The organism is Geminocystis sp. CENA526, assembly GCF_050753365.1.
Classification (GTDB): domain Bacteria; phylum Cyanobacteriota; class Cyanobacteriia; order Cyanobacteriales; family Cyanobacteriaceae; genus Geminocystis.
On sequence record NZ_JBLZFY010000033.1, the window covers coordinates 21,063 to 40,334 of the forward strand.

The window sequence follows — 19,272 nt, forward strand, 5'->3', positions numbered from 1 at the left end:
CAGCAATTCTCAATTCTTCATTCTCAATTCTTCATTCTCAATTTGTGATTTCTGTCTTCAAACCCCTATTTTGTAAACTTCGAGCTACATCGTCAGCTTTATTCATGGAACTAAAAACACCGACTTGTAACATGGATTGTCCATTAAAAACTGTGCGGAAGGCTTCAGGGTAGAGATATTTAACCTGTGACTCTTGAGTAGCATTATTCACCCCGACTAAAACTTTATAGACTTGTTGAGTTGTGGAAGATGACGAAGCTACTGCAGGGGAAGGATTAGAGGGGGCATTACTAGGATTTCCAGCAGGATTAGATAACACTAAAATATCATTTAAAGCTCTTCTTCTTCCTGAATTACTCGGCGCTGTGATAGAAGGTGTCGTTGATACAGATGGTGTTGCTTGAGGGGGAGGAGAAGATATTAAAAGAGAAGATGTTTGATTAGTAGGACTCACATCGATCGATCGAACCGTACTAGAATTATTAACAGGTTTTTTCTCTGAAGTGGGGCTATTATCTGTGGGAGTTTGATCAAAAGGAGAGAGAGAAGACACCGACAAAACGGGATTATTGCCTTCTATTACCTCGTCAACAGTGTTATTTGGCGCTCGATAGGGTTCTGATAATGGGGGTATTTGAGGTAAAGTTTGGTTAGACTTGATCACATTTCCTGATACCACTTGAGGACGGTTTGGGGTGGGATTACCATTAATAAAAACTTCCCCAATGGTATTATTTTGATTTCCAGAAGGTAAAGGTTGAGTATTCGCTGGAGGTAGTTGTTGACTATTCGTCACAGGTGCAGGAGTATTATTCTGTATAATGGGTGTTATAACAGGGCTATTATTAAATCCTGAATCATTATAAGGATCGATCGCAATTTCTATACTAGCAAAGGCATTGAGAGTTAAAATAGGGGAAATTAATAGCCCCATACTGGTAAAAAGAGTAAATTTATTCATAATTTTAATTTTTCTTATAAAATCTTTATTCTACATTCTACATTCCATCGATGGTAACAGTATTTACTTTGTTTCTTTATTCTGTTTATAGATTGCCATTAAATCAGGGCGTTTTTTTTCTGTAGCTTCTAACTGTTTTTGATAACGCCATTTCGCAATTTCTTTATGGTTGCCCGATCGTAATACGGGAGGAACTTCTAAGCCTCTAAATACTGGAGGACGAGTATAATGGGGATAATCTAATAAACCATCCTCAAAACTATCCGCATAAATTGATTCTACCTTACCCACCGTACCGGGTAAAAGCCTTATTACTCCATTAATCAGGGTTAAAGCAGGAATTTCACCGCAGGTTAAGACAAAATCACCGATCGAAACTTCTCTTGTAACAATATGTTGCACTCTTTCGTCCACGCCTTCATAATGTCCACAAATCAAGACTAACTGTTGATAATTAGTCGCTAATTCTCGCAACAAATTTTGATTGAGAGTTTGTCCTTGAGGACTGAGTAAAATAACCTCTCTTGGTGGTAAAATAGGTAAAGACTCCACCGCCGCAAAAATGGGTTCAGGTTTTAACACCATTCCCACCCCTCCACCATAGGGAATATCGTCAACGTGATGGTGTTTATCCGTAGTAAAATCCCTTGGATTAATCAGATTAACCGTTGCAACGCCCTTATTTAAAGCCTTTCCCATTAACCCACATTCTAAAGGTGTTTGAAAAAAACTAGGAAAAAGGGTAATAACATCAATTTGCACGGTATTAATTCTCAGTAACTTGATTCAAAGACAAATTATATCCTATTTATTTAATCATTATTTGTGATACTTCTGCTAAAAATTATCATTTTTTCAAGGTATTTTGAACTTCTAGCTTAGGATTTTTTCAAAGTCGGGGTAAAATTGAATTTTATCAGTTCAATTCATTGAACGTTATCTATTAGCCTTGTCCATTTATTGCAAGGCGATTTATCTGTGAGAAACCTTATCTAGCAATGAAATGAATTGCATTGCCAGTATTGATCGTTAAATAAATTTAACTCAATTTTATTGAAAAATATCACAATTTCTAATAGACATCTCCAAAAATTATTTTTAATTGGTTCGTAGTAAGGGCTTCAGCCCTTAAAATCTTAATTAATGGAGAAGTCTAATGATAATTAATGTTTTAATCATTGTCGAAAACCATAACATTTCCATCGGAAGATAAAAGAGTCTCGGCGGCGGTTAACATATCTGAGACTATATCCCGTAAATCATCTCTATTATTAAGATAAGTCGATAAAGCCGAAAGAGGGTCTAAACTTTTACCGATACCTAACTCTGGTTGTCGAGGACGTGCTAATTGTGTTACTAATTCGGGCTTGATATTATAAGTGTGGGCTTGAGCTAATTTTGCTTTTAATTCATTTTTAGAAATTAGTTCACATTGTTCCGATCGAACCCTATAAATTAAACGAACTACAGCATCTTCAATATTATGTTTTTCAATGGCTTTTAATAAGTCTAATTGAGGTTGAGAACTTTCACTTATATCCACTTGAATAGTAACAAAAGGACGAGCGGGTAAACAACAAAATTCCCAATTAACTTCATGATTATTAATATTAATTAAAACATAGCCTTTTTCTTCTTTTTCTTCAGAGAAATCCACCCGTTCAATACTTCCTGCATAAACTACGGGGGGGTTATTTTTTTTGTGCAAATTTTGATGTTTATGGACGTGTCCTAAAGCCACATAGTCCAATTCAGGACGTGCTAAAATAGATAAAGGCATTTGAAAACCTTTACCGACTGCTAAAAATCTTTCCGCTCCTAAATTGGCTTTTTCCGCCATAACATGAGCCAATAAAATAGTAGGAATTTCTTTGTTTAACTTTCTAATTTGTGCTTCTAAAACAGGCTCAATTTTTTGGATTAATAATTTATTAATGTCCTCTGCTGATAACCCTTCCGTTTCTGGTTTAGTCAGTAAAATCGATCGAGTTACCCAAGGTAAAGTAATTACTTGAATTTGTCCAGATTTAGTATTAATTAAATGGGTTTCTATTTTTTCTCCCACGATAAAATTAGGCACTCCTAAAGTATCATAAATAGATAAACTAGCAGTACCTTGTCCTTGAACGTGACTGTGTTGATCATGATTACCAACTAATAGCACCGTAGGAATTTGAGCTTCCACTAAACGACAAAATTCCTTCGCAAATGCTGATTGAATATAAGGTGCAGGAGTACTATCAGGAAAGGCATCTCCCCCAAATAAGACTAAATCGACTTTATCATCAATGGCTCGATCGATACAAATACGCAAACAATGAACAAAATCTTCAAATCTGGTATTTAAACCCGTTTCTGGGTTAGTTTTTCCATGTCCAAAACTACTTCCTAAATGTATGTCGCTTAAATGTAGAATTTTCATTTTAAAGGGTGTTAGCAGTAAATAATTATTGATTGATTCGTAGGGGTTGAATAATATAATATTCAACCCTTCCCTTACTAAACTCAAATTATGGTATTACTAAGTATAACTCTGTTCCCTTTTCCCTTTTCCCTACCTTCATCAGTATCTTTTATTCCCTTATGGAGTATAAATATTCTTGATAACCCAATTTATCTAAGTTAGATTGCTTTTCATTTACCATATTTTCTAACTTTTGACTATATTCCTTAACTTTTTGTAACAATAAGGGTTGTTGACTGGCTAAAATTCGGATGGCTAATAAACCTGCATTTTCAGCATTGCCAATGGCTACGGTGGCAACGGGTATTCCCCTCGGCATTTGCACGATCGAATACAAAGAGTCCACACCTTGCAACTGCTTTGTTTGTACTGGCACACCGATAACAGGCAGAGGAGTTAAAGATGCAACCATACCGGGTAGATGCGCAGCACCTCCAGCCCCTGCTATAATAACCTTTAAGCCCCTAGTATGGGCATTTTGTGCGTATGCCACCATTTTTAAAGGAGTACGATGTGCAGAAACTATTTCCACTTCGTAGCTAACGGAAAATTCTTCACAAATGGCGATGGCACTTTTCATGGTGGGTAAATCGGAATCACTACCCATAATAATACCAATTTCAGGAGAATGACTAGACATTAATCAATAATTTCGATCGAACTAAGATAATTGTATAATATAGCATTTCTAGCAAATGAACCTAATGGTTTTGCCCATCGGTTAAACTAAATTTAATTTTGAGCCTAAGAATTGTTACAATTTCTTTATATTAGGATAAATAACTTAACACTAATGGAGGAGTAACTAATCATGCCAACAATCACCTTTGTCAACGAGAATAAAGAAGCCGTAGCCGCCGATGGTGCTAATTTACGAGAAAAAGCCTTGCAAAATGGGGTGGATATTTATAAACTACGGGGAAAACTGATGAATTGTGGTGGTTATGGGCAATGTGCAACTTGTATTGTGGAGATTGTATCAGGCTTAGAAAATTTATCTCCTAAAACTAATTTTGAGGAAAAGAAATTACGCCGTAAACCCGACAACTATCGTTTAGCTTGTCAAACTTTAGTTAATGGAGATATAGCAGTTAAGACGAAACCAGCTTAAGAATGAGGAATGAGGAATGAGGAATAGAGAATGGAGAATGGAGAATGGAGAATTAAAAACTCAATAATTGAATAACTTAAGTTTAATTGTCATTGCGAGGAACGAAGCAATCTCTTAAAATAACCTTGTTTATTTTATTAAATTCTCATTTCTAAGAATTAAAAACTATTCACTATCCACTATCCACTATTCATGGGTAATATATATCAAACTGAGGGAATTATTCTCAAAAAACAATCTTTAGGGGAAGATGATTTATTGATTACTATTTTTTCTCCTCATCGGGGATTAGTAAAAGCCGTCGCGCCTCAAGCAAGAAAGCATAAATCTACTCTGCGAGGGAAAACGGAATTGTTGATTGTCAATCATTTTTCCATACAACAGGGAAAAAGTCTCGATCGAATCCTCGAAGTTGATACCATAGAATCTTATCCTCAATTAAGTCGATCGATCGAAAAAATCACCGTTGCCCAATATTTAGGGGAGTTAGTCTTAAATTTAGCCCTCAAACAAGAAGCACAACCAGATTTATATAGTATTTTTAGAGAACATTTGTATCGTATTGAAAACACAGAGAAAAATGAGAATTTATTGCCTTATATATCTCAAGCTGTATTCCATTGTTTAGCCACCGTAGGAATTGCCCCGAATGCCTACTATTGCGTCAATAGTCAACATCCCATTACCCCTAATTTTGAGCAAAAAAGCTGGAAAATCGGCTTTAGTTTTGAAGCGGGAGGGTTAATTAACCATAATATATCATCGGTTTCGATCGAAACTAACCTCAACGCCTTAGAATTATCACTATTACAGAGCCTTTCTAATAAAACAGTATCCTCCATACCAGACAACACTCCCCCTCATTATTCTGACGGTGAAATACAAAAAGCGTGGATTCGAGTGGAAACCATCCTTAAAGATTATCTTGAGTTTTATTTGGGCTATCCCTTAAAATCCGCAAAAATGCTTCAATTCTCTTAAATCATCTATTCACTTTTCCCTTTTCCCTTTTCCCTTTTCCCTCCCTTCATCAAAATACTTTTTCAGCAAACCCTATTTATTTGTTGCCATTTTCGATCGAGATGAGTTATGATAGAAAAACACGCAAGGGGCTGTAACGGCTTCGACAGGCTGGTGAAAGCTGAACCGTGATGCAGGTCGAGAGTGAATCTTCTCTCGGAAATACCAGATTCAAAAAAATAGTAACTGCGAACAACATCGTTCCTTTTGCTCGTAAAGCTGCACCTGTTGCTGCCTAAGACCTAATAATTGGTTCGAGCGCTTATAGTGTGACTCCGTTAAACATTATAGGCAACCCCCAACGGATGCCCTATGAGAAGGTTTCTAGTCCGACTCATAGTTAAGAACATACTGGAAAATCCTACTATCAGGGATAAGTGATAGTTCCCGTCTTAGGATTAGAAAGACTAAACCTGTGAATGAACGATAAGTAAATAACCGGTTTGGACAGCAGTTCGACTCTGCTCAGCTCCATTTAATCAAGTCCGATAATCATATAACTATCCTAAATCATTCCTGAGAACTTGAAAATAAGTTCCCCCTTTATTTAAGGGGAGTTAGGGGGGATAAAATTTTACATTTTGTATGATAACTTTATTAACAGATTTTGGGTTACAAGATGTTTATGTAGGAGTAATGAAAGGAGTTATTAAAAGTATTAATCCTAATGTGGAAATTATTGATTTAACCCATCAAATTCCTCCTCAAAATATTTCCGCAGGAAGATTTGCTTTAATGAATGCGGTGGATTTTTTTCCTGATAATACCATTTATTTAGTGATAGTTGATCCCACGGTAGGAAGTCAAAGAAAAGCCATTTCGATCGAATTTGACAAGGGTTATTTAATTTGTCCAGACAATGGTATTTATAGCGGTATTTTGCCTAAGTATTCTGTCAAAAAAGTAGTAGAATTAAATAATAGTAAATATTGGTTAAATACTAATCCTAGCAGTACTTTTCACGGTAGAGATATTTTTGCTTCGGTGGCTGGTTATCTCAGTAAAGGAGTCAGTATTGATGAGTTGGGCAACCCGATAAAAGAAGAGAATTTAGTCAAGTTAAATATTCCCTCTCCCATTATTAATAATAATGAAATTATTGGCTCTATTCAATATATCGATGTCTATGGTAATTTAATTACTAATATTTCTCAAGATATGCTCCATAATAAGTCATGGTATGTACTTGAAAATACTTTACAAATTAATCCTGATTTTACCTATAGTAGTGTTAATCAAGGGGAGTTATTAGCTTTAATTGGTAGTCATGGATGGTTAGAAATTGCAGTTAACTGTGGTAGTGCTAAAATGAAACTGAATAAACAATATCTCGATCGAATTAAAGTAGTAATTAATTAGAGTTATGGAGTCACATATTTATCAAGGACAATTCGGTAATTTTACCATTACAGAGGACGATCGAAAAGAAGTAATTATTTATCGTGTTGGTTTAGGCATAGCAGGGATAAGTCTTTCTTTCGGAATACTGATATTTGCGTGGCTAGATTTAACACCGTTATCGGAAAAATTTATAAGCCTATTTTTTGCTTTTTTGATCGCAGGATTAGGAGTTAGTTTACAAACGATTCATATTTACTTAAAACCCTTACATAATGCCTTAAAATTATTCTGGTTAATAGGCACAATTAACACCGCCTTTTTTTTATTAGAAAGTCAAGGAAATTTAGTCACCTTTATCAAAAATTATCCCTTAAGTTTATTAGGAATTGGCTTTGTTTTTGCTAGTTTAACGGGAGTATTTATTAAAGAAGCCTTTTGTTTTAATCGCATAGAAGCAAAAGTTTTAAGTTTTCTGATACCTTTTTTATTAATCGGTTATATGATGAATATTTTACCCTTAAAATTAGAACAAATTTTACTCCCTACTTGGGGTATTTTATTTTTAGTTTTTATTCTCAATAAAATGAGTCAAGAAATTGCACCCGATATAGGAGATAAATCTGTATTTGAATATCTCAAAAATAGAGCTAATACTCAATAATAATTCGTAATAATTGATATTTTAATCAGAAAAAAATGTTGAGATTTCTTACCCATTAGAGTTTTCAATTAAACCAAATTTTGAAAATAGAAATGCTCTAATTTATAATAGAGATGATGAAGATTAAATATTATTATCTAACAACTCTTGAAATTGAGCAAAAGGTAAAGGGCGACTGAATAAATAACCTTGATAATAGTCACAATAATTCTTATATAAAAAGGCTAATTCTGGTTCAATTTCTACCCCTTCTGCTACCACTTTTAAGTTTAGTTGATGTGCCATTTCAATTAAATATTTAGTGATAGTGGCATTCTTTAAATTATTATGAATATCTTTGATAAAACATCGATCGATCTTCAGTATATCAAAGTTAAACTCTTGAATATAACCTAAAGAAGAATAACCTGTGCCAAAATCATCGATAGCAATAGTTACACCCACAGACTTGAGTTTATTTAATTTTTTAATAGCAATACCAGTATTATTAACTAAAGTACTTTCGGTTAATTCTAACTCCAATAAAGCAGGATTAAAAGAATGAAAACCAATAATTTTTAAAATTTTATGCTCTAATAAATCTTGATTAAATTGTCGAGGAGAAAGATTCACCGCTACTTGTAAATCTGTCTGATATTTCTGTTGTAAAAATTTAAAATCTTCACAGGCTTTATTTAAAACCCATTCCCCAATAACTTCAATCAATCCTGTTTCTTCCGCTAAAGGAATAAATACTGTAGGGGAAATGAATCTTTCTTCGGGATGATTCCAGCGTAATAAGGCTTCTGCACCTAAAATTTTACGGGTACGAATTTCTACTTTTGGTTGATAATAAAGTTCAAGTTGATTTCTCTCTAAAGCGTGGTGTAATTGAGCTTCTAAACTGATTTGTTTTGAGGTATATTGATGTAAAGTGGAAGAATAAACTTGATACTGATTTTCTCCTTTATGCTCTAAATCTTTAACTGCTTCTTTAGCCTTGTATAAAAGTTCATCAATATTGTTTCCATCTAAAGGATAAAAGCTAATTCCTATTTTAAAATCAATATAGATTTCATTATTTTTATAAACAAAGGGAGGAGTAATTTTTTCTAGTAACATTTTAGCCGTGTCTATGGCATCTTGGCGAGTAAAAATCGGTGGCATAATTACCGCAAAGTCATCACCATCAAGACGTGTTATAACAGTGTCTTCTGTTAAATTAACTTGTAATCTTTTGACTAAACCTTTTAATAATAAATTGCCTAATTCTTGTCCAAATTCGTCTCTAATTAATTTGAATCGACTAAAACTAAGATAAAAAATAGGGATTAGTTGAGGTATATCTCTTTCATGTTCATAAAATTGGTTATTTAATTCTTGATAAAATACTTCTAAAATAGCATTAAAATTTTCTAATAATGATAATTGATTAGGTAATTGAGTAACTTCATCATGTTTAATAATATAGTTTAATTTTTCCTGTTGTTTGGTTAATTTTGACTTAATTTTTTCAACTTCTTTATATTTATTTAAAGCCACAATAATTGTGCTAGATAAATCTTGAATTTTATAAGGTTTGACGATATAACCATAGGGAGAAGTTTTTATTGCTCTTGATAGGGTATTATCATCGGCATAAGCAGTTAAAAAAACGACAGGAATATTATGATATTTTGTTAATTCTTCGGCAAGAGTAATGCCATCTTTATCTCCTTTAATCTGAATATCCATTAAAATTAGATTGGCATTTGTGTCGAGGATTTTATCTAAAGCCTTATCTCCATCACTGCATCTTCCTACCACTTCATAACCTAATTTTACTAAATCAATACTCAAACTTTCGGCAGCGATAATTTCATCTTCTACTATAAAAACTTTAATCATTTTTCCTCACTTTATCTATAATTATGGGAGTCAAATTTAAGAACATAAATACTTAGCAATCTTGTTAAATTTTTGTACAATTTACGATCGATAACAATAAAGATTATAATTGATTTGAGTCTTGAAAAAAAGTCTTTTACATTTTAGCTAACTTCATCATTATCTTTTATTTTCTGATAAGTCTATTTTATACCTAAACATTTAATTTTACGAATAGTAATTTTCTGTGGTGAAAGAAAACTCCTCGATCGAACGGTATTAAATATAATGATAGCACATTTTTTTTATCAACTATAATTATTTCTAATTTTTAATTACTAGCAATAATACTGCCATAAGCCTTAAGATTGAGGAATTTTTGAGCAGTTTTTTGTATATCTTCTCTGGTTAAGTTTTTGATTTTGTCGGCGTATTCTAAGGCTGGATTCAGACAGCCTAACTGTGAATAATAATACCCATATAAGTTAGTTCGATCGCTGGGTTTTTCACTTTGAAAGATATATTGATTAGCGACTATCTGGCAAACTCGGTTTAATTCTTGGGATGTAACGCCTTTGGCTTGGATATCTGCAAGGTGAGAAAGAATGGCATCCTTGACGGCGGAAATATTTTGTTTCGGTAATTGAGTTCCGATATAAAATAAACCTTGTATTTGATTCGTCATGTTAGTTGCACTAATCCTTGTCACTAATCGGCGATTTTCCCTTAAATCCCTAAAGAGTCGAGATAATTTACCTTGTCCTAATATTACGGCTAAAACGTCTAAGGGGAGGGTTTCTTCTAGGCTATTTAACCCCGGTACGCGCCAAGTTAGCATCAAACGGGCTTCTTGTAAAGCCTTGTCGGTGTATTCTTCTGTAACAATTTCTGTAAAAGGAGATTCGGGGATATAGGGTTGTTTTTGGGGAATGGGGTTAATGTTATCAAGGTTAAGGGAGTTAACAATGGTATCGGTTAATTGTTGAGGGGGTAAGTTACCCACAGCAACCACCGTCATATTAGAGGGATGATACCATGAATCATGGAAATTCTGCATTTGTTCACGGGTGACGGTTTCAATGACTTCTTCTGTGCCTAAAATGGGACGGCGATAGGGTAAGTTAGGAAAACCATTGATCATCATTTTGTGATAAATTCTGCGTCTTGGGTTATCATTCGATCGATTGATTTCTTCTAACACAACCATTCTTTCCCTTTCAAATTCGAGGGAAGGCAAGAGAGGATTTAAGACTAAATCTAATTGTAAGGGCAAAATATCCGCAAAATCTTGAGGGGCGCAAGTAAAATAAAAATGAGTATATTCCTGACTGGTGGCGGCATTAGTAACAGCGCCTCTGGCTTCCAATAAACGCTCAAACTCTCCACTAACAAGGTTTTTTGTACCTTTGAAGATCATGTGTTCTAAAAAATGAGCCATACCATTTATTGAGTCAGTTTCTACCGATGAACCAACATTAAACCAGATATTGAGATTAATTGCAGAAACTGGTATTTGTTCGGTGATGATAGTTAAACCGTTAGGGAATTTGGTAATTGTAGGGCAATGAAGGGTATTTGGTCTAACTAATGTTAAGGTCATGGTGATTTGGAGTCAATGGTAAAGTTACAATTCTTATTTTAGCGTTTCCTGATCTGCTAATTAATAATGAACCTGAATTCGACATAAAATTTTAGGTGATGTAAAGGTGTCAGGTGTTAGGTTTTAGGTGTTAGGTTTTAGGTATATAGATAAATTAATCTTGAGATTTTTCTTTCAATATCGTTTCTATTTCTCTTGATGTCATTCCATTTCTTTTAGCAGTATTTAAAATATCATCTTCCACAACTTCTTGGATTACTTTTTCAGCTAATCTAATAGTATAAGTTCTTCTTTTTTTGACAAAATCTAACTCTTCACTAAAAACCTTCTGACAATTTACACATCGAAATTGACGACGATTAACATTTAAAAATACATCATAAGAACTCATGGGTATATCTCTGATACGATAATAATGATCTTGATGAATTTTATTCGTGATAGTCTGACAATGAGGACAAGTAGATTCAGATGTTTGATTCGATAATGTAATTAAAATTTCGTTATCCGTAATAAAATGATAATCAATAACTTTTACCCCATTAAAATTAATAAGTTTCGTTATAAAATGAAGGCAAGAATTGGAAGGCATAAGATAAAAAAGTTAGTTTGATAAATAAAAATATGTTTGTTTTGTCTTTATAAAAACGGTTCTTCTACTTCTTGTCGTGATAAATTATGTCTAAAAAAAGGTATCAGGTATCGGGTAGCAGGTATTAGGTTAAATTCAAACCGTTAATTTATAACAATTACATTTTTAAAATAATCAAAGCTATATTTGATAAAGTTTATATTAATTATTTTCTATTAATTTGGCATAACTACTATAGAAGAGCCAAAACTATTAACTATTAGACTTCTCCAATAATTAGAAAAATGAGGGTTGAAACCCTTACTACAAACCAATTAAAAATCTTTTCTGGAGATGTCTATTTACTATTCACTATTCACTATTCACTATTAACTATTCACTATTTGACGTTATTATTCAAAGCCCATAATACGAGCTACTTCTTGTAAGTCTGCTTTGATACCCGATCGAATCCCACTTTCACTGGTTTTCATGGCATTATCAGGGTCTTTTAATCCGTTGCCAGTGAGAACACATACTACTGTGCCATTGTCAGGAATTTGATCTTTCAATTTTAACACTCCAGCTACAGAAGCCGCACTAGCAGGTTCACAGAAAACCCCTTCTTCACGTCCTAAAATACGATAGGCTTCCAAAATTTCGCTGTCGGTGACAGCGTTAAATTGCCCATTAGAGGCTTCCCTGACTCCTAATGCTTTTTCCCAGTTAGCTGGATTACCAATTCTAATAGCAGTAGCGACGGTTTCAGGTTTTAATACTTGATGCCCCTCCACAAAAGGAGCGCTTCCTGAAGCCTGAAATCCCATCATTTTAGGGAGTTTATCACAACGATGCTCACTATGATATTGACAAAAACCCATCCAATAGGCGGTAATATTTCCGGCGTTGCCTACGGGAATTGCTAACCAGTCGGGGGCATAACCTAAAGTGTCCACTACTTCAAACGCAGCAGTTTTTTGTCCTTCTAAACGATAAGGATTAACAGAATTAACGAGGGTGACAGGATAATTGTCTGCTATTTGACGTACGATCGTCAGAGCATGATCAAAATTGCCTTGAATTGCCAAAACTTCTGCACCATAAATTAAGGCTTGAGCTAATTTTCCTAAAGCTACATAACCATCGGGAATAATCACAAAGGCTTTCATTCCAGCTCGTGTGGCATAGGCGGCAGCCGCCGCCGAAGTATTACCAGTACTAGCACAAATTACGGCTTTTGCTCCTGCCTCTTTCGCTTTGGAGATTGCCATTGTCATGCCCCTATCTTTAAATGAGCCTGTGGGATTTAATCCATCATACTTTACAAATACTTTTACACCACGACCAATCATTTTAGAAATGACAGGTACAGGAATTAGGGGGGTATTGCCTTCTCGAAGAGTGATAATAGGAGTTTCTGGAGTGACGGGTAAATAATGTTTGTATTCTTCGATTAAGCCTCTCCAGCCTGTTCTTAAATGGTGACTTGTGTTAGTTGGATGAATTTGCGTCGCTACCACGGGTATTCAATATAAATAGACAGTGTTTTATATTATGCCATAAAAAGGGTAATTAGAGATGTATAAAAAATTTTTTTTGATGACTCAGGAGAAAATCCTGTAGAAATCGGTTTTATTACTTTTGGTATCGTGTTTAAACTAAGACGTATTTAGGGGGTGCAGAAAAAGCCTGAGGAAGGGGTAGGGCAAAGGGCAAAGGTTTTAATGGTTTTGATTCTTAGAAATTGTGTTTGCATAACTTATAGCCTTCATCACTTTAAGTATGATAAATTATTGATTGAGAGAAAACAATAGACAAAGGAAAGGTACATCTAATTTTCACTAATGATTTAAGATTGCTATAGCAGTCAGTTATTTTATCCTATTTAAAAGTTAAATTATTATGAGTTATGACATCGAAAAATCTGTTTTAGAAAGATATGAAATGGGTGCAAAACAACATCAGCCTAGTCTATGTTGTCCGACAGAATATGACAATAAATTTTTAGAGATTATTCCTGATGAAATTATAGCAAAAGATTATGGCTGTGGTGATCCGACTCGTTATGTTAATGAGGGAGAAATTGTTATTGATTTAGGCTCAGGTGCAGGAAAAAATTGTTATATTATTGCTCAAAAAGTCGGTAAAAATGGGCAAGTAATAGGTATCGATTTTAATGATGAAATGCTTAATTTAGCTCGTAAATATCAACAGGAAATTACCGATAAATTAGGTTATGCTAATACTAGCTTTATTAAGGGCAAAATTCAAGATTTAAAGTTACCTTTAGACAAGATAGAATTATGGTTAAAAGCTAATCCTATCAATAATTTAACAGATTTAAGGGCTTTTGAAACCGAGTGCGATCGACTTAGAAAAGAGGAAACTTTAATTAAGGATAGTTCGATCGATGTGGTAGTATCAAATTGTGTCTTAAATTTAGTCAAATCAGAAGATAAAAAACAATTATTTGATGAGATTTATCGAGTTTTAAAAAATGAGGGAAAAGCGGTTATTTCTGATATAGTATGCGATCGAGATTTACCCTTAGAAATGATAAATGATCCCGAATTATGGAGTGGTTGTATATCGGGTGCTTTTCGTGAGGATTTATTTGTGAAAATGTTTGAAAATGCAGGATTTCAACAAGTAGAAATTATCGATCGTCAAGATACCCCTTGGCAAGTAATTAATAACATCGAATTTCGCTCTTTAACGGTTAAAGCCTATAAAGAAAAACAGGGAAATAATAACAACAATAACTCTTGTTGCCCTCCTAAATCCTGTTGTTAATGAATAATTAATAGCAAATCAATTATTATTAAAAACCATAATATTTTTGTATAAATTGAACTGATACAATGCAATTTTACCCTCGACTTTGAAAAAAATTCACTTTTTTATTTTCTAACCTAAAACCTAAAACTTTTTAACAATAAATAATGCTCATTCAAGAAAAAATTACTGATTTTAAAAACAAAATAAAAACCCCTTTAACGAAAGATAAAATAACAGTTTTACAAATCAATTTAGGTAAAAAATGTAACCTTGCTTGTCATCATTGTCATGTGGAAGCATCTCCTCAAAGAAAAGAAGAATTAAGCCCTGAAATTTGTCAACAATTAGTGACAGTTATTAATAATTTTCCTCAAATTGATACCGTTGATTTAACGGGAGGTGCGCCTGAAATGCACTACGGTTTTAAGGAATTAGTCTCAACTGCTAGACAACATAACAAAACGGTGATAGTTCGATCGAATTTAACAATTATGTTTGAATCTGACTATGAAGATTTACCTGCTTATTTTGCGAAAAATCAAGTGCAAATAGTAGCTTCTTTACCCTGTTATTTAGAAGATAATGTGGATAAACAAAGAGGAAAAGGTGTCTATAATAAATCGATTTTAGCCTTACAAAAACTTAATCAATGGGGTTATGGTATCAAGAAAAATTTGATTCTTAACTTGGTTTATAATCCTCCTTTGCCTAAGAATAATAATTTTAGTTTAACCCCTAATCAAGCTAACCTTGAAAAAGATTATAAACAATATTTAGAGGATAATTTTAAGATCAAATTTAATCAACTATTAACTATTACTAATTTACCCATAGGCAGAACTAATATTTATTTAGAAAACCATGATTTAAAACAAGATTATTTGGCATTTTTAGAGCATAATTTTAATCAAGCTACTTTACCTCATTTAATGTGTAAAAATCAACTTTCGATCGACTATTTAGGCAATATTTATGACTGTGACTTCAATCAAATGGAAAATATATCTTCGTTAGATATTAACCGAAAAAAACTTACGTTAACAGATATTTTAGAACAGAATAATCTGGATTTAATTAAAGAAATTCAAACAAAGAATTACTGTTATGGATGTACAGCAGGAAGTGGTTCAAGTTGCGGTGGTTCTCTAACTATGACAAATTAAATAGTATAATAAATATGTTTCTTGTGGAAAAATGATGATTTTTATGCACCGTAAAACAGGCATTTTGCCTGTCTTTGTATGAAATCTCCAAGATAAATTTTTATTTCGTTTTTCTTTGTTAATAGTTTTGGTAAAATTATCATGGGTTTAAAAGCTATTTTATTCGATTTTAATGGAGTAATTATTAATGATAATAAGATTCATAAACAATTAATAGATGACATCTTATTAAAAGAAAATTTGCGTCCTTCTGAGGGAGAATATTATGATATTTGTTTAAGAAATATTTTTGCCCAAAAAGGTAGAATTTTAGAAGAAAAATATTTAAAAAAATTGCTAGAAAATAAGGCACAGGCTTATTATGATGTTGTTTCTCAGATGCCAGAATTGCCGATTTTTGACAAAATAATTCAATTTATTCTTTCTCTTCAAACTCGTAATTTACCCCTTGCCATTGTCACGGATACTCTTCGCCAAGAAGTGGAGTATATTTTGGAAAGAATCAATGTCAAACAGTATTTTCCCGTGATTGTAACGGCGGATGACATCAAAACCAGTAAACCTTCTCCCGAAGGCTATTTATTGGCGATGACAAAACTGAATGAATATAATCCTGATTTGTGTTTGCAACCATCTAACTGTCTGGTGATAGAAGATACCCCCATCGGCATTAAGGCAGGAAAAAATGCAGGAATGTCTGTTGTCGGCATTGCTAATACTTACCCTTTCCACATGATTCAACGTCAAGCTAATTGGTGTGTTGATCATCCTCTGGAGTTGGATTTAGATTGGATCGATCGAACTTTAGAAAATACCTCGTTTGTGGTAGAATAAATAATTATAGTGGGGTATTAGCTCATTTGGTAGAGTGCTGCGATCGCACCGCAGAGGTGAGGGGTTCGATTCCCCTATACTCCATAACCTATAGTTTTCATTATTAAAGAGTTATAGGATTACTAAATTTATAAATAATGTCAATAGACTCAAAACTGACTCAAATTTATATAATTTACTATTGTTTTGCTTAAGGTTGGATAAATATATTGGTCTCAACAAAAATCTGTTAAAAACTCTTTCAAACTGTATTTAACAATTTCCAACCCTTAAAGGTTTGTCAGTAGAGTATGAACCCTTAAAACCGCTTTTATAAGCCTTCTAACTGTGTCTAACTATTTTCAACCCTTAAAGGTTTGAAAGTAGAGTGTGAACCCTTGTTTAACTCTTTTCAACTCAACCGAACCTTTAAGGTTTGGATGTCAGTTAAAGAATGTTTTTTCTTATGTCTCATTATCTAAAAACATCTATAGATGTTCATAAAGTATCTTTAATTTTTCACACAGAGAACTTAAGCTGTATAACGTCTTATAGAGTCATTGATTTTATTCATAAAATCTTCTGTGCATATTTTGACCATAGGTGTTTATATAAGTACCGATAGTTTGGAAAAATAAAAAATCGCTCAATTATGATCCTTTAAAGGACGCAAAATGTACAGGAAGTTAAAACCCTTATAAATTGCTTATTTTCCCTTAGTACTATTTGGCAAAATGTTCTTAAGTCTTTTTTTCTTTTCCCATTACATCATTAGACTTGATGTAAATTGTAACTATGACTCAGGATTATCAGTAGTTAATAAAAGATATGTTTGTAATGATAATTTAGCTAATAATTTCTCAACTAATTTTTTAATATCTGAAATTAATTAACCTCTTACCATTACTTCTATAACCTTTTTCTTTACTCTTAATCTTGTCTAAAATATATTTAGCAAATTTTATAATTAAGACACTTTTCTACAAATAGAATTAGAATTGGCGATCATCAAAAAAGACCCTACCCTGACACCATCTAATTTAACTTTCACTCCATAACCATAATTTTGTTCTACCGTTGCTGATAACCAATTGCCTTTTCCATTGTCCAAAACATAGACTTTTTCACCTACACAATAATTAAAAAGACTTGATTCAACAATCTCTTTAATCTGTTTGTTTTTTATATTTAATGTTTGACCAATAAACTCAGGAAACTCAGAATACTCTAAACATTTCCCTTCCACTGAATCATTGTCATTAACTTGAACAATCTCATAAATAGCATTGCCACAGCTTCGGATTTTATCTCCTATTTTAAAATCAGGTTTTTGCTGTTCTGAAGGATCATTTTTTTCAGCAACGATTAATGATGTTTTTTCATTGCTAATACAAAACTGATATAGCTTAATTAATTCTTGATCGGATAAATCACAAATGCTTGAAATTTCTTTAGCTAAAAAGTTACCAACAAATGATCGCTTCTCATTTTTGTCTGTAATTTTTTGAACTTGCTCTAAATAATCATTGATTGTTTGTACCGCTTCTCGATACTCGACTTTTTTTAATAATGATTCTTTTTTTGTCTCTGACTCATTTTCATTTTTTTCTTGACTCACTTTTTCGAGTGTTGACTCATAGCTATTCTGAAAACTATTGATTTTATTAGCGTTTTCAGGTTTTTGTTGACTCATATTTAGACTCATATCTTGACTCATTTTAGACTCATTCGTTGACTCATTTTTAGATTCAGTTGACTCATTTTTTTCATTTTGATCAATAGTTAAATCAGGTTTTTCTTGTTTGTTGAGTTCAGAGTTAGAAAAAGTAACCTGATCATTAATTTTTGAGTGATTGTTAGAGCAAAATGAGTCAGTATGAGTCAATGAATGAGTCTGTTTATGAGTCTGAAATGAGTCAACATGAGTATCCTCAAACTCTTTATTATCAATACTTTCAGCGTTTTCGTATGAGTCTAATGAGTCTAACTCAAATTTTAATCCACATAAATATTTTTTTCTGTTGTGAGAATATTCTTTGACTTTTGGGAATAACTCTAAAATTCGTGATTTTAGCTTGTTACTATTTTTGACAACGGGGTCTCGTTTATCATCATCTGCCCAGATACTTTTCTTTTTCCCATTGCTGGTTTCTTCAAAATCTAAATATCCGTGATTGAAATAATATTCAGTTAAGTAACTGTAAATATCTCCGATACTTAGCTGATCATCATCATTACCCGTATAGATTAATCCGAACTCTTTAGCAAATCTTCTTAAATGGTTATTGTCTTCAATTACTTCATTGAAGTAGTTTTCTGATTCTTGATAATTAATGCCGTTTTTATAAACCTCTCCATAAGCATCAATCAATAAATTTAACAACGCTGGTGCGACTTCATTAACCAGAAAGTTTTTATTATGCTTAAATCTTGGATCAGCTTTTAATTCACCTTGTTTTGGGTTCATGGAATATGTTTTAGTGAAGGGAATTAAGGTAAGTCTTGATTGAATAGCGAATTGATTACCTTTTAAATCAGGTTTATGGTTAGTATTGAAAACAAATAAAGTATTTAACTTAACTTCAAAACCATCTTTTCCTTTACCTTCAATAAATAAAGGATCGCCCGTGATAGCTTGTTTAAGAGATTGAATAGAATCAATGTTAATTTCTTTATTTTCACTACTCCAATTAAGTTTAGGATTAGTGGCAAGTCGAGCTAAATTAAAACCTCTTGATTGTGAAAAATCATTCAATGAACAGGATGTTATGCCCTGTTCACCTAAAATTAAACTGATTACTTCTCTTAACGTATCTTTTCCGTTGCTACCATCACCAATTAATAAAAGTGCTTTTATTCGATCCCATTCTTCCTTAATTGTCTTAAATTCTAAAATTGTACTAAGACTTTTAACAAATAAACTTTTATATGGTTCATCTAAGCA

General features: G+C 32.9%; 15 protein-coding genes, 1 tRNA gene, 1 other RNA gene and 1 pseudogene. 9 read left to right on the forward strand and 9 right to left on the reverse strand.

The genetic code is table 11. From position 1 onward, the window contains the following. Positions 1–37: 37 nt before the first annotated feature. From ACN4EE_RS10930 to purE, 4 genes are all read right to left on the reverse strand, one after another. A complete protein-coding gene (locus ACN4EE_RS10930; RefSeq protein WP_431706480.1) occupies positions 38–961 on the reverse strand; it encodes a hypothetical protein in 924 nt (307 codons plus the stop codon). Between the two features lie 63 nt (positions 962–1,024). Continuing rightward, entirely contained in the window at positions 1,025–1,723 is a 699-nt protein-coding gene (gene trmD, locus ACN4EE_RS10935) for a tRNA (guanosine(37)-N1)-methyltransferase TrmD (protein ID WP_431706481.1), read from the reverse strand. Between the two features lie 409 nt (positions 1,724–2,132). Next, complete coding sequence (gene sbcD / locus ACN4EE_RS10940) at positions 2,133–3,383, reverse strand: exonuclease subunit SbcD (protein ID WP_431706482.1); 1,251 nt, start codon at positions 3,381–3,383, stop codon at positions 2,133–2,135. Between the two features lie 151 nt (positions 3,384–3,534). Next, on the reverse strand, positions 3,535–4,065 hold the full coding sequence (purE, locus tag ACN4EE_RS10945; RefSeq protein WP_431706483.1) for a 5-(carboxyamino)imidazole ribonucleotide mutase: 531 nt from the start codon (positions 4,063–4,065) through the stop codon (positions 3,535–3,537). A 171-nt stretch (positions 4,066–4,236) separates the two neighbouring features. Here purE and ACN4EE_RS10950 point away from each other — a divergent pair, with 171 nt between their 5' ends. The 5 genes from ACN4EE_RS10950 to ACN4EE_RS10970 all read left to right on the forward strand — a co-directional run bounded on the left by ACN4EE_RS10950 (position 4,237) and on the right by ACN4EE_RS10970 (position 7,558). After that, positions 4,237–4,536 carry a 2Fe-2S iron-sulfur cluster-binding protein gene (locus tag ACN4EE_RS10950; protein ID WP_431706484.1) on the forward strand — a complete coding sequence of 100 codons (300 nt, stop codon included), beginning with the start codon at positions 4,237–4,239 and terminating at the stop codon, positions 4,534–4,536. 192 nt (positions 4,537–4,728) lie between these two features. After that, a complete protein-coding gene (gene recO / locus ACN4EE_RS10955) occupies positions 4,729–5,517 on the forward strand; it encodes a DNA repair protein RecO (protein WP_431706485.1) in 789 nt (262 codons plus the stop codon). 127 nt (positions 5,518–5,644) lie between these two features. Continuing rightward, positions 5,645–6,033, forward strand: a transfer-messenger RNA (tmRNA) gene (gene ssrA / locus ACN4EE_RS10960). Between the two features lie 108 nt (positions 6,034–6,141). Next, the gene (locus tag ACN4EE_RS10965; protein ID WP_431706486.1) at positions 6,142–6,915 is read left to right on the forward strand and encodes an SAM hydrolase/SAM-dependent halogenase family protein; all 774 of its coding nucleotides are present in this window, start codon (positions 6,142–6,144) and stop codon (positions 6,913–6,915) included. A 4-nt stretch (positions 6,916–6,919) separates the two neighbouring features. After that, positions 6,920–7,558 carry a DUF2301 domain-containing membrane protein gene (locus ACN4EE_RS10970; RefSeq protein WP_431706487.1) on the forward strand — a complete coding sequence of 213 codons (639 nt, stop codon included), beginning with the start codon at positions 6,920–6,922 and terminating at the stop codon, positions 7,556–7,558. Positions 7,559–7,681: 123 nt separating this feature from the next. Here ACN4EE_RS10970 and ACN4EE_RS10975 read toward each other — a convergent pair whose 3' ends face one another. The 4 genes from ACN4EE_RS10975 to thrC all read right to left on the reverse strand — a co-directional run bounded on the left by ACN4EE_RS10975 (position 7,682) and on the right by thrC (position 13,100). After that, on the reverse strand, positions 7,682–9,424 hold the full coding sequence (locus ACN4EE_RS10975) for a two-component system response regulator (RefSeq protein ID WP_431706488.1): 1,743 nt from the start codon (positions 9,422–9,424) through the stop codon (positions 7,682–7,684). Between the two features lie 310 nt (positions 9,425–9,734). Continuing rightward, a complete protein-coding gene (locus ACN4EE_RS10980; protein WP_431706489.1) occupies positions 9,735–11,003 on the reverse strand; it encodes a M16 family metallopeptidase in 1,269 nt (422 codons plus the stop codon). Between the two features lie 154 nt (positions 11,004–11,157). Continuing rightward, positions 11,158–11,595 carry a transposase family protein gene (locus ACN4EE_RS10985; RefSeq protein WP_431706490.1) on the reverse strand — a complete coding sequence of 146 codons (438 nt, stop codon included), beginning with the start codon at positions 11,593–11,595 and terminating at the stop codon, positions 11,158–11,160. Between the two features lie 392 nt (positions 11,596–11,987). Beyond that, positions 11,988–13,100, reverse strand: coding sequence for a threonine synthase (gene thrC, locus ACN4EE_RS10990; protein ID WP_431706494.1), 1,113 nt, complete (start codon positions 13,098–13,100; stop codon positions 11,988–11,990). Positions 13,101–13,476: 376 nt separating this feature from the next. Here thrC and ACN4EE_RS10995 point away from each other — a divergent pair. The 4 genes and pseudogenes from ACN4EE_RS10995 to ACN4EE_RS11010 all read left to right on the forward strand — a co-directional run. Continuing rightward, positions 13,477–14,319, forward strand: a pseudogene (locus ACN4EE_RS10995) (methyltransferase domain-containing protein); the annotation flags it as partial. A 197-nt stretch (positions 14,320–14,516) separates the two neighbouring features. Then, positions 14,517–15,515 carry an arsenosugar biosynthesis radical SAM (seleno)protein ArsS gene (arsS, locus tag ACN4EE_RS11000; RefSeq protein ID WP_431706491.1) on the forward strand — a complete coding sequence of 333 codons (999 nt, stop codon included), beginning with the start codon at positions 14,517–14,519 and terminating at the stop codon, positions 15,513–15,515. A gap of 141 nt (positions 15,516–15,656) precedes the next feature. Then, positions 15,657–16,349: an HAD family hydrolase gene (locus ACN4EE_RS11005; protein WP_431706492.1), complete on the forward strand. Its 693-nt coding sequence runs from the start codon at positions 15,657–15,659 to the stop codon at positions 16,347–16,349. 11 nt (positions 16,350–16,360) lie between these two features. Next, positions 16,361–16,433: transfer RNA gene (locus tag ACN4EE_RS11010), tRNA-Ala, on the forward strand. Between the two features lie 862 nt (positions 16,434–17,295). Here ACN4EE_RS11010 and ACN4EE_RS11015 read toward each other — a convergent pair. Further along, positions 17,296–19,272, reverse strand: a 1,977-nt coding sequence (locus ACN4EE_RS11015; protein ID WP_431706493.1) for a DUF5906 domain-containing protein, incomplete at its 5' end; no start/stop codon positions are given.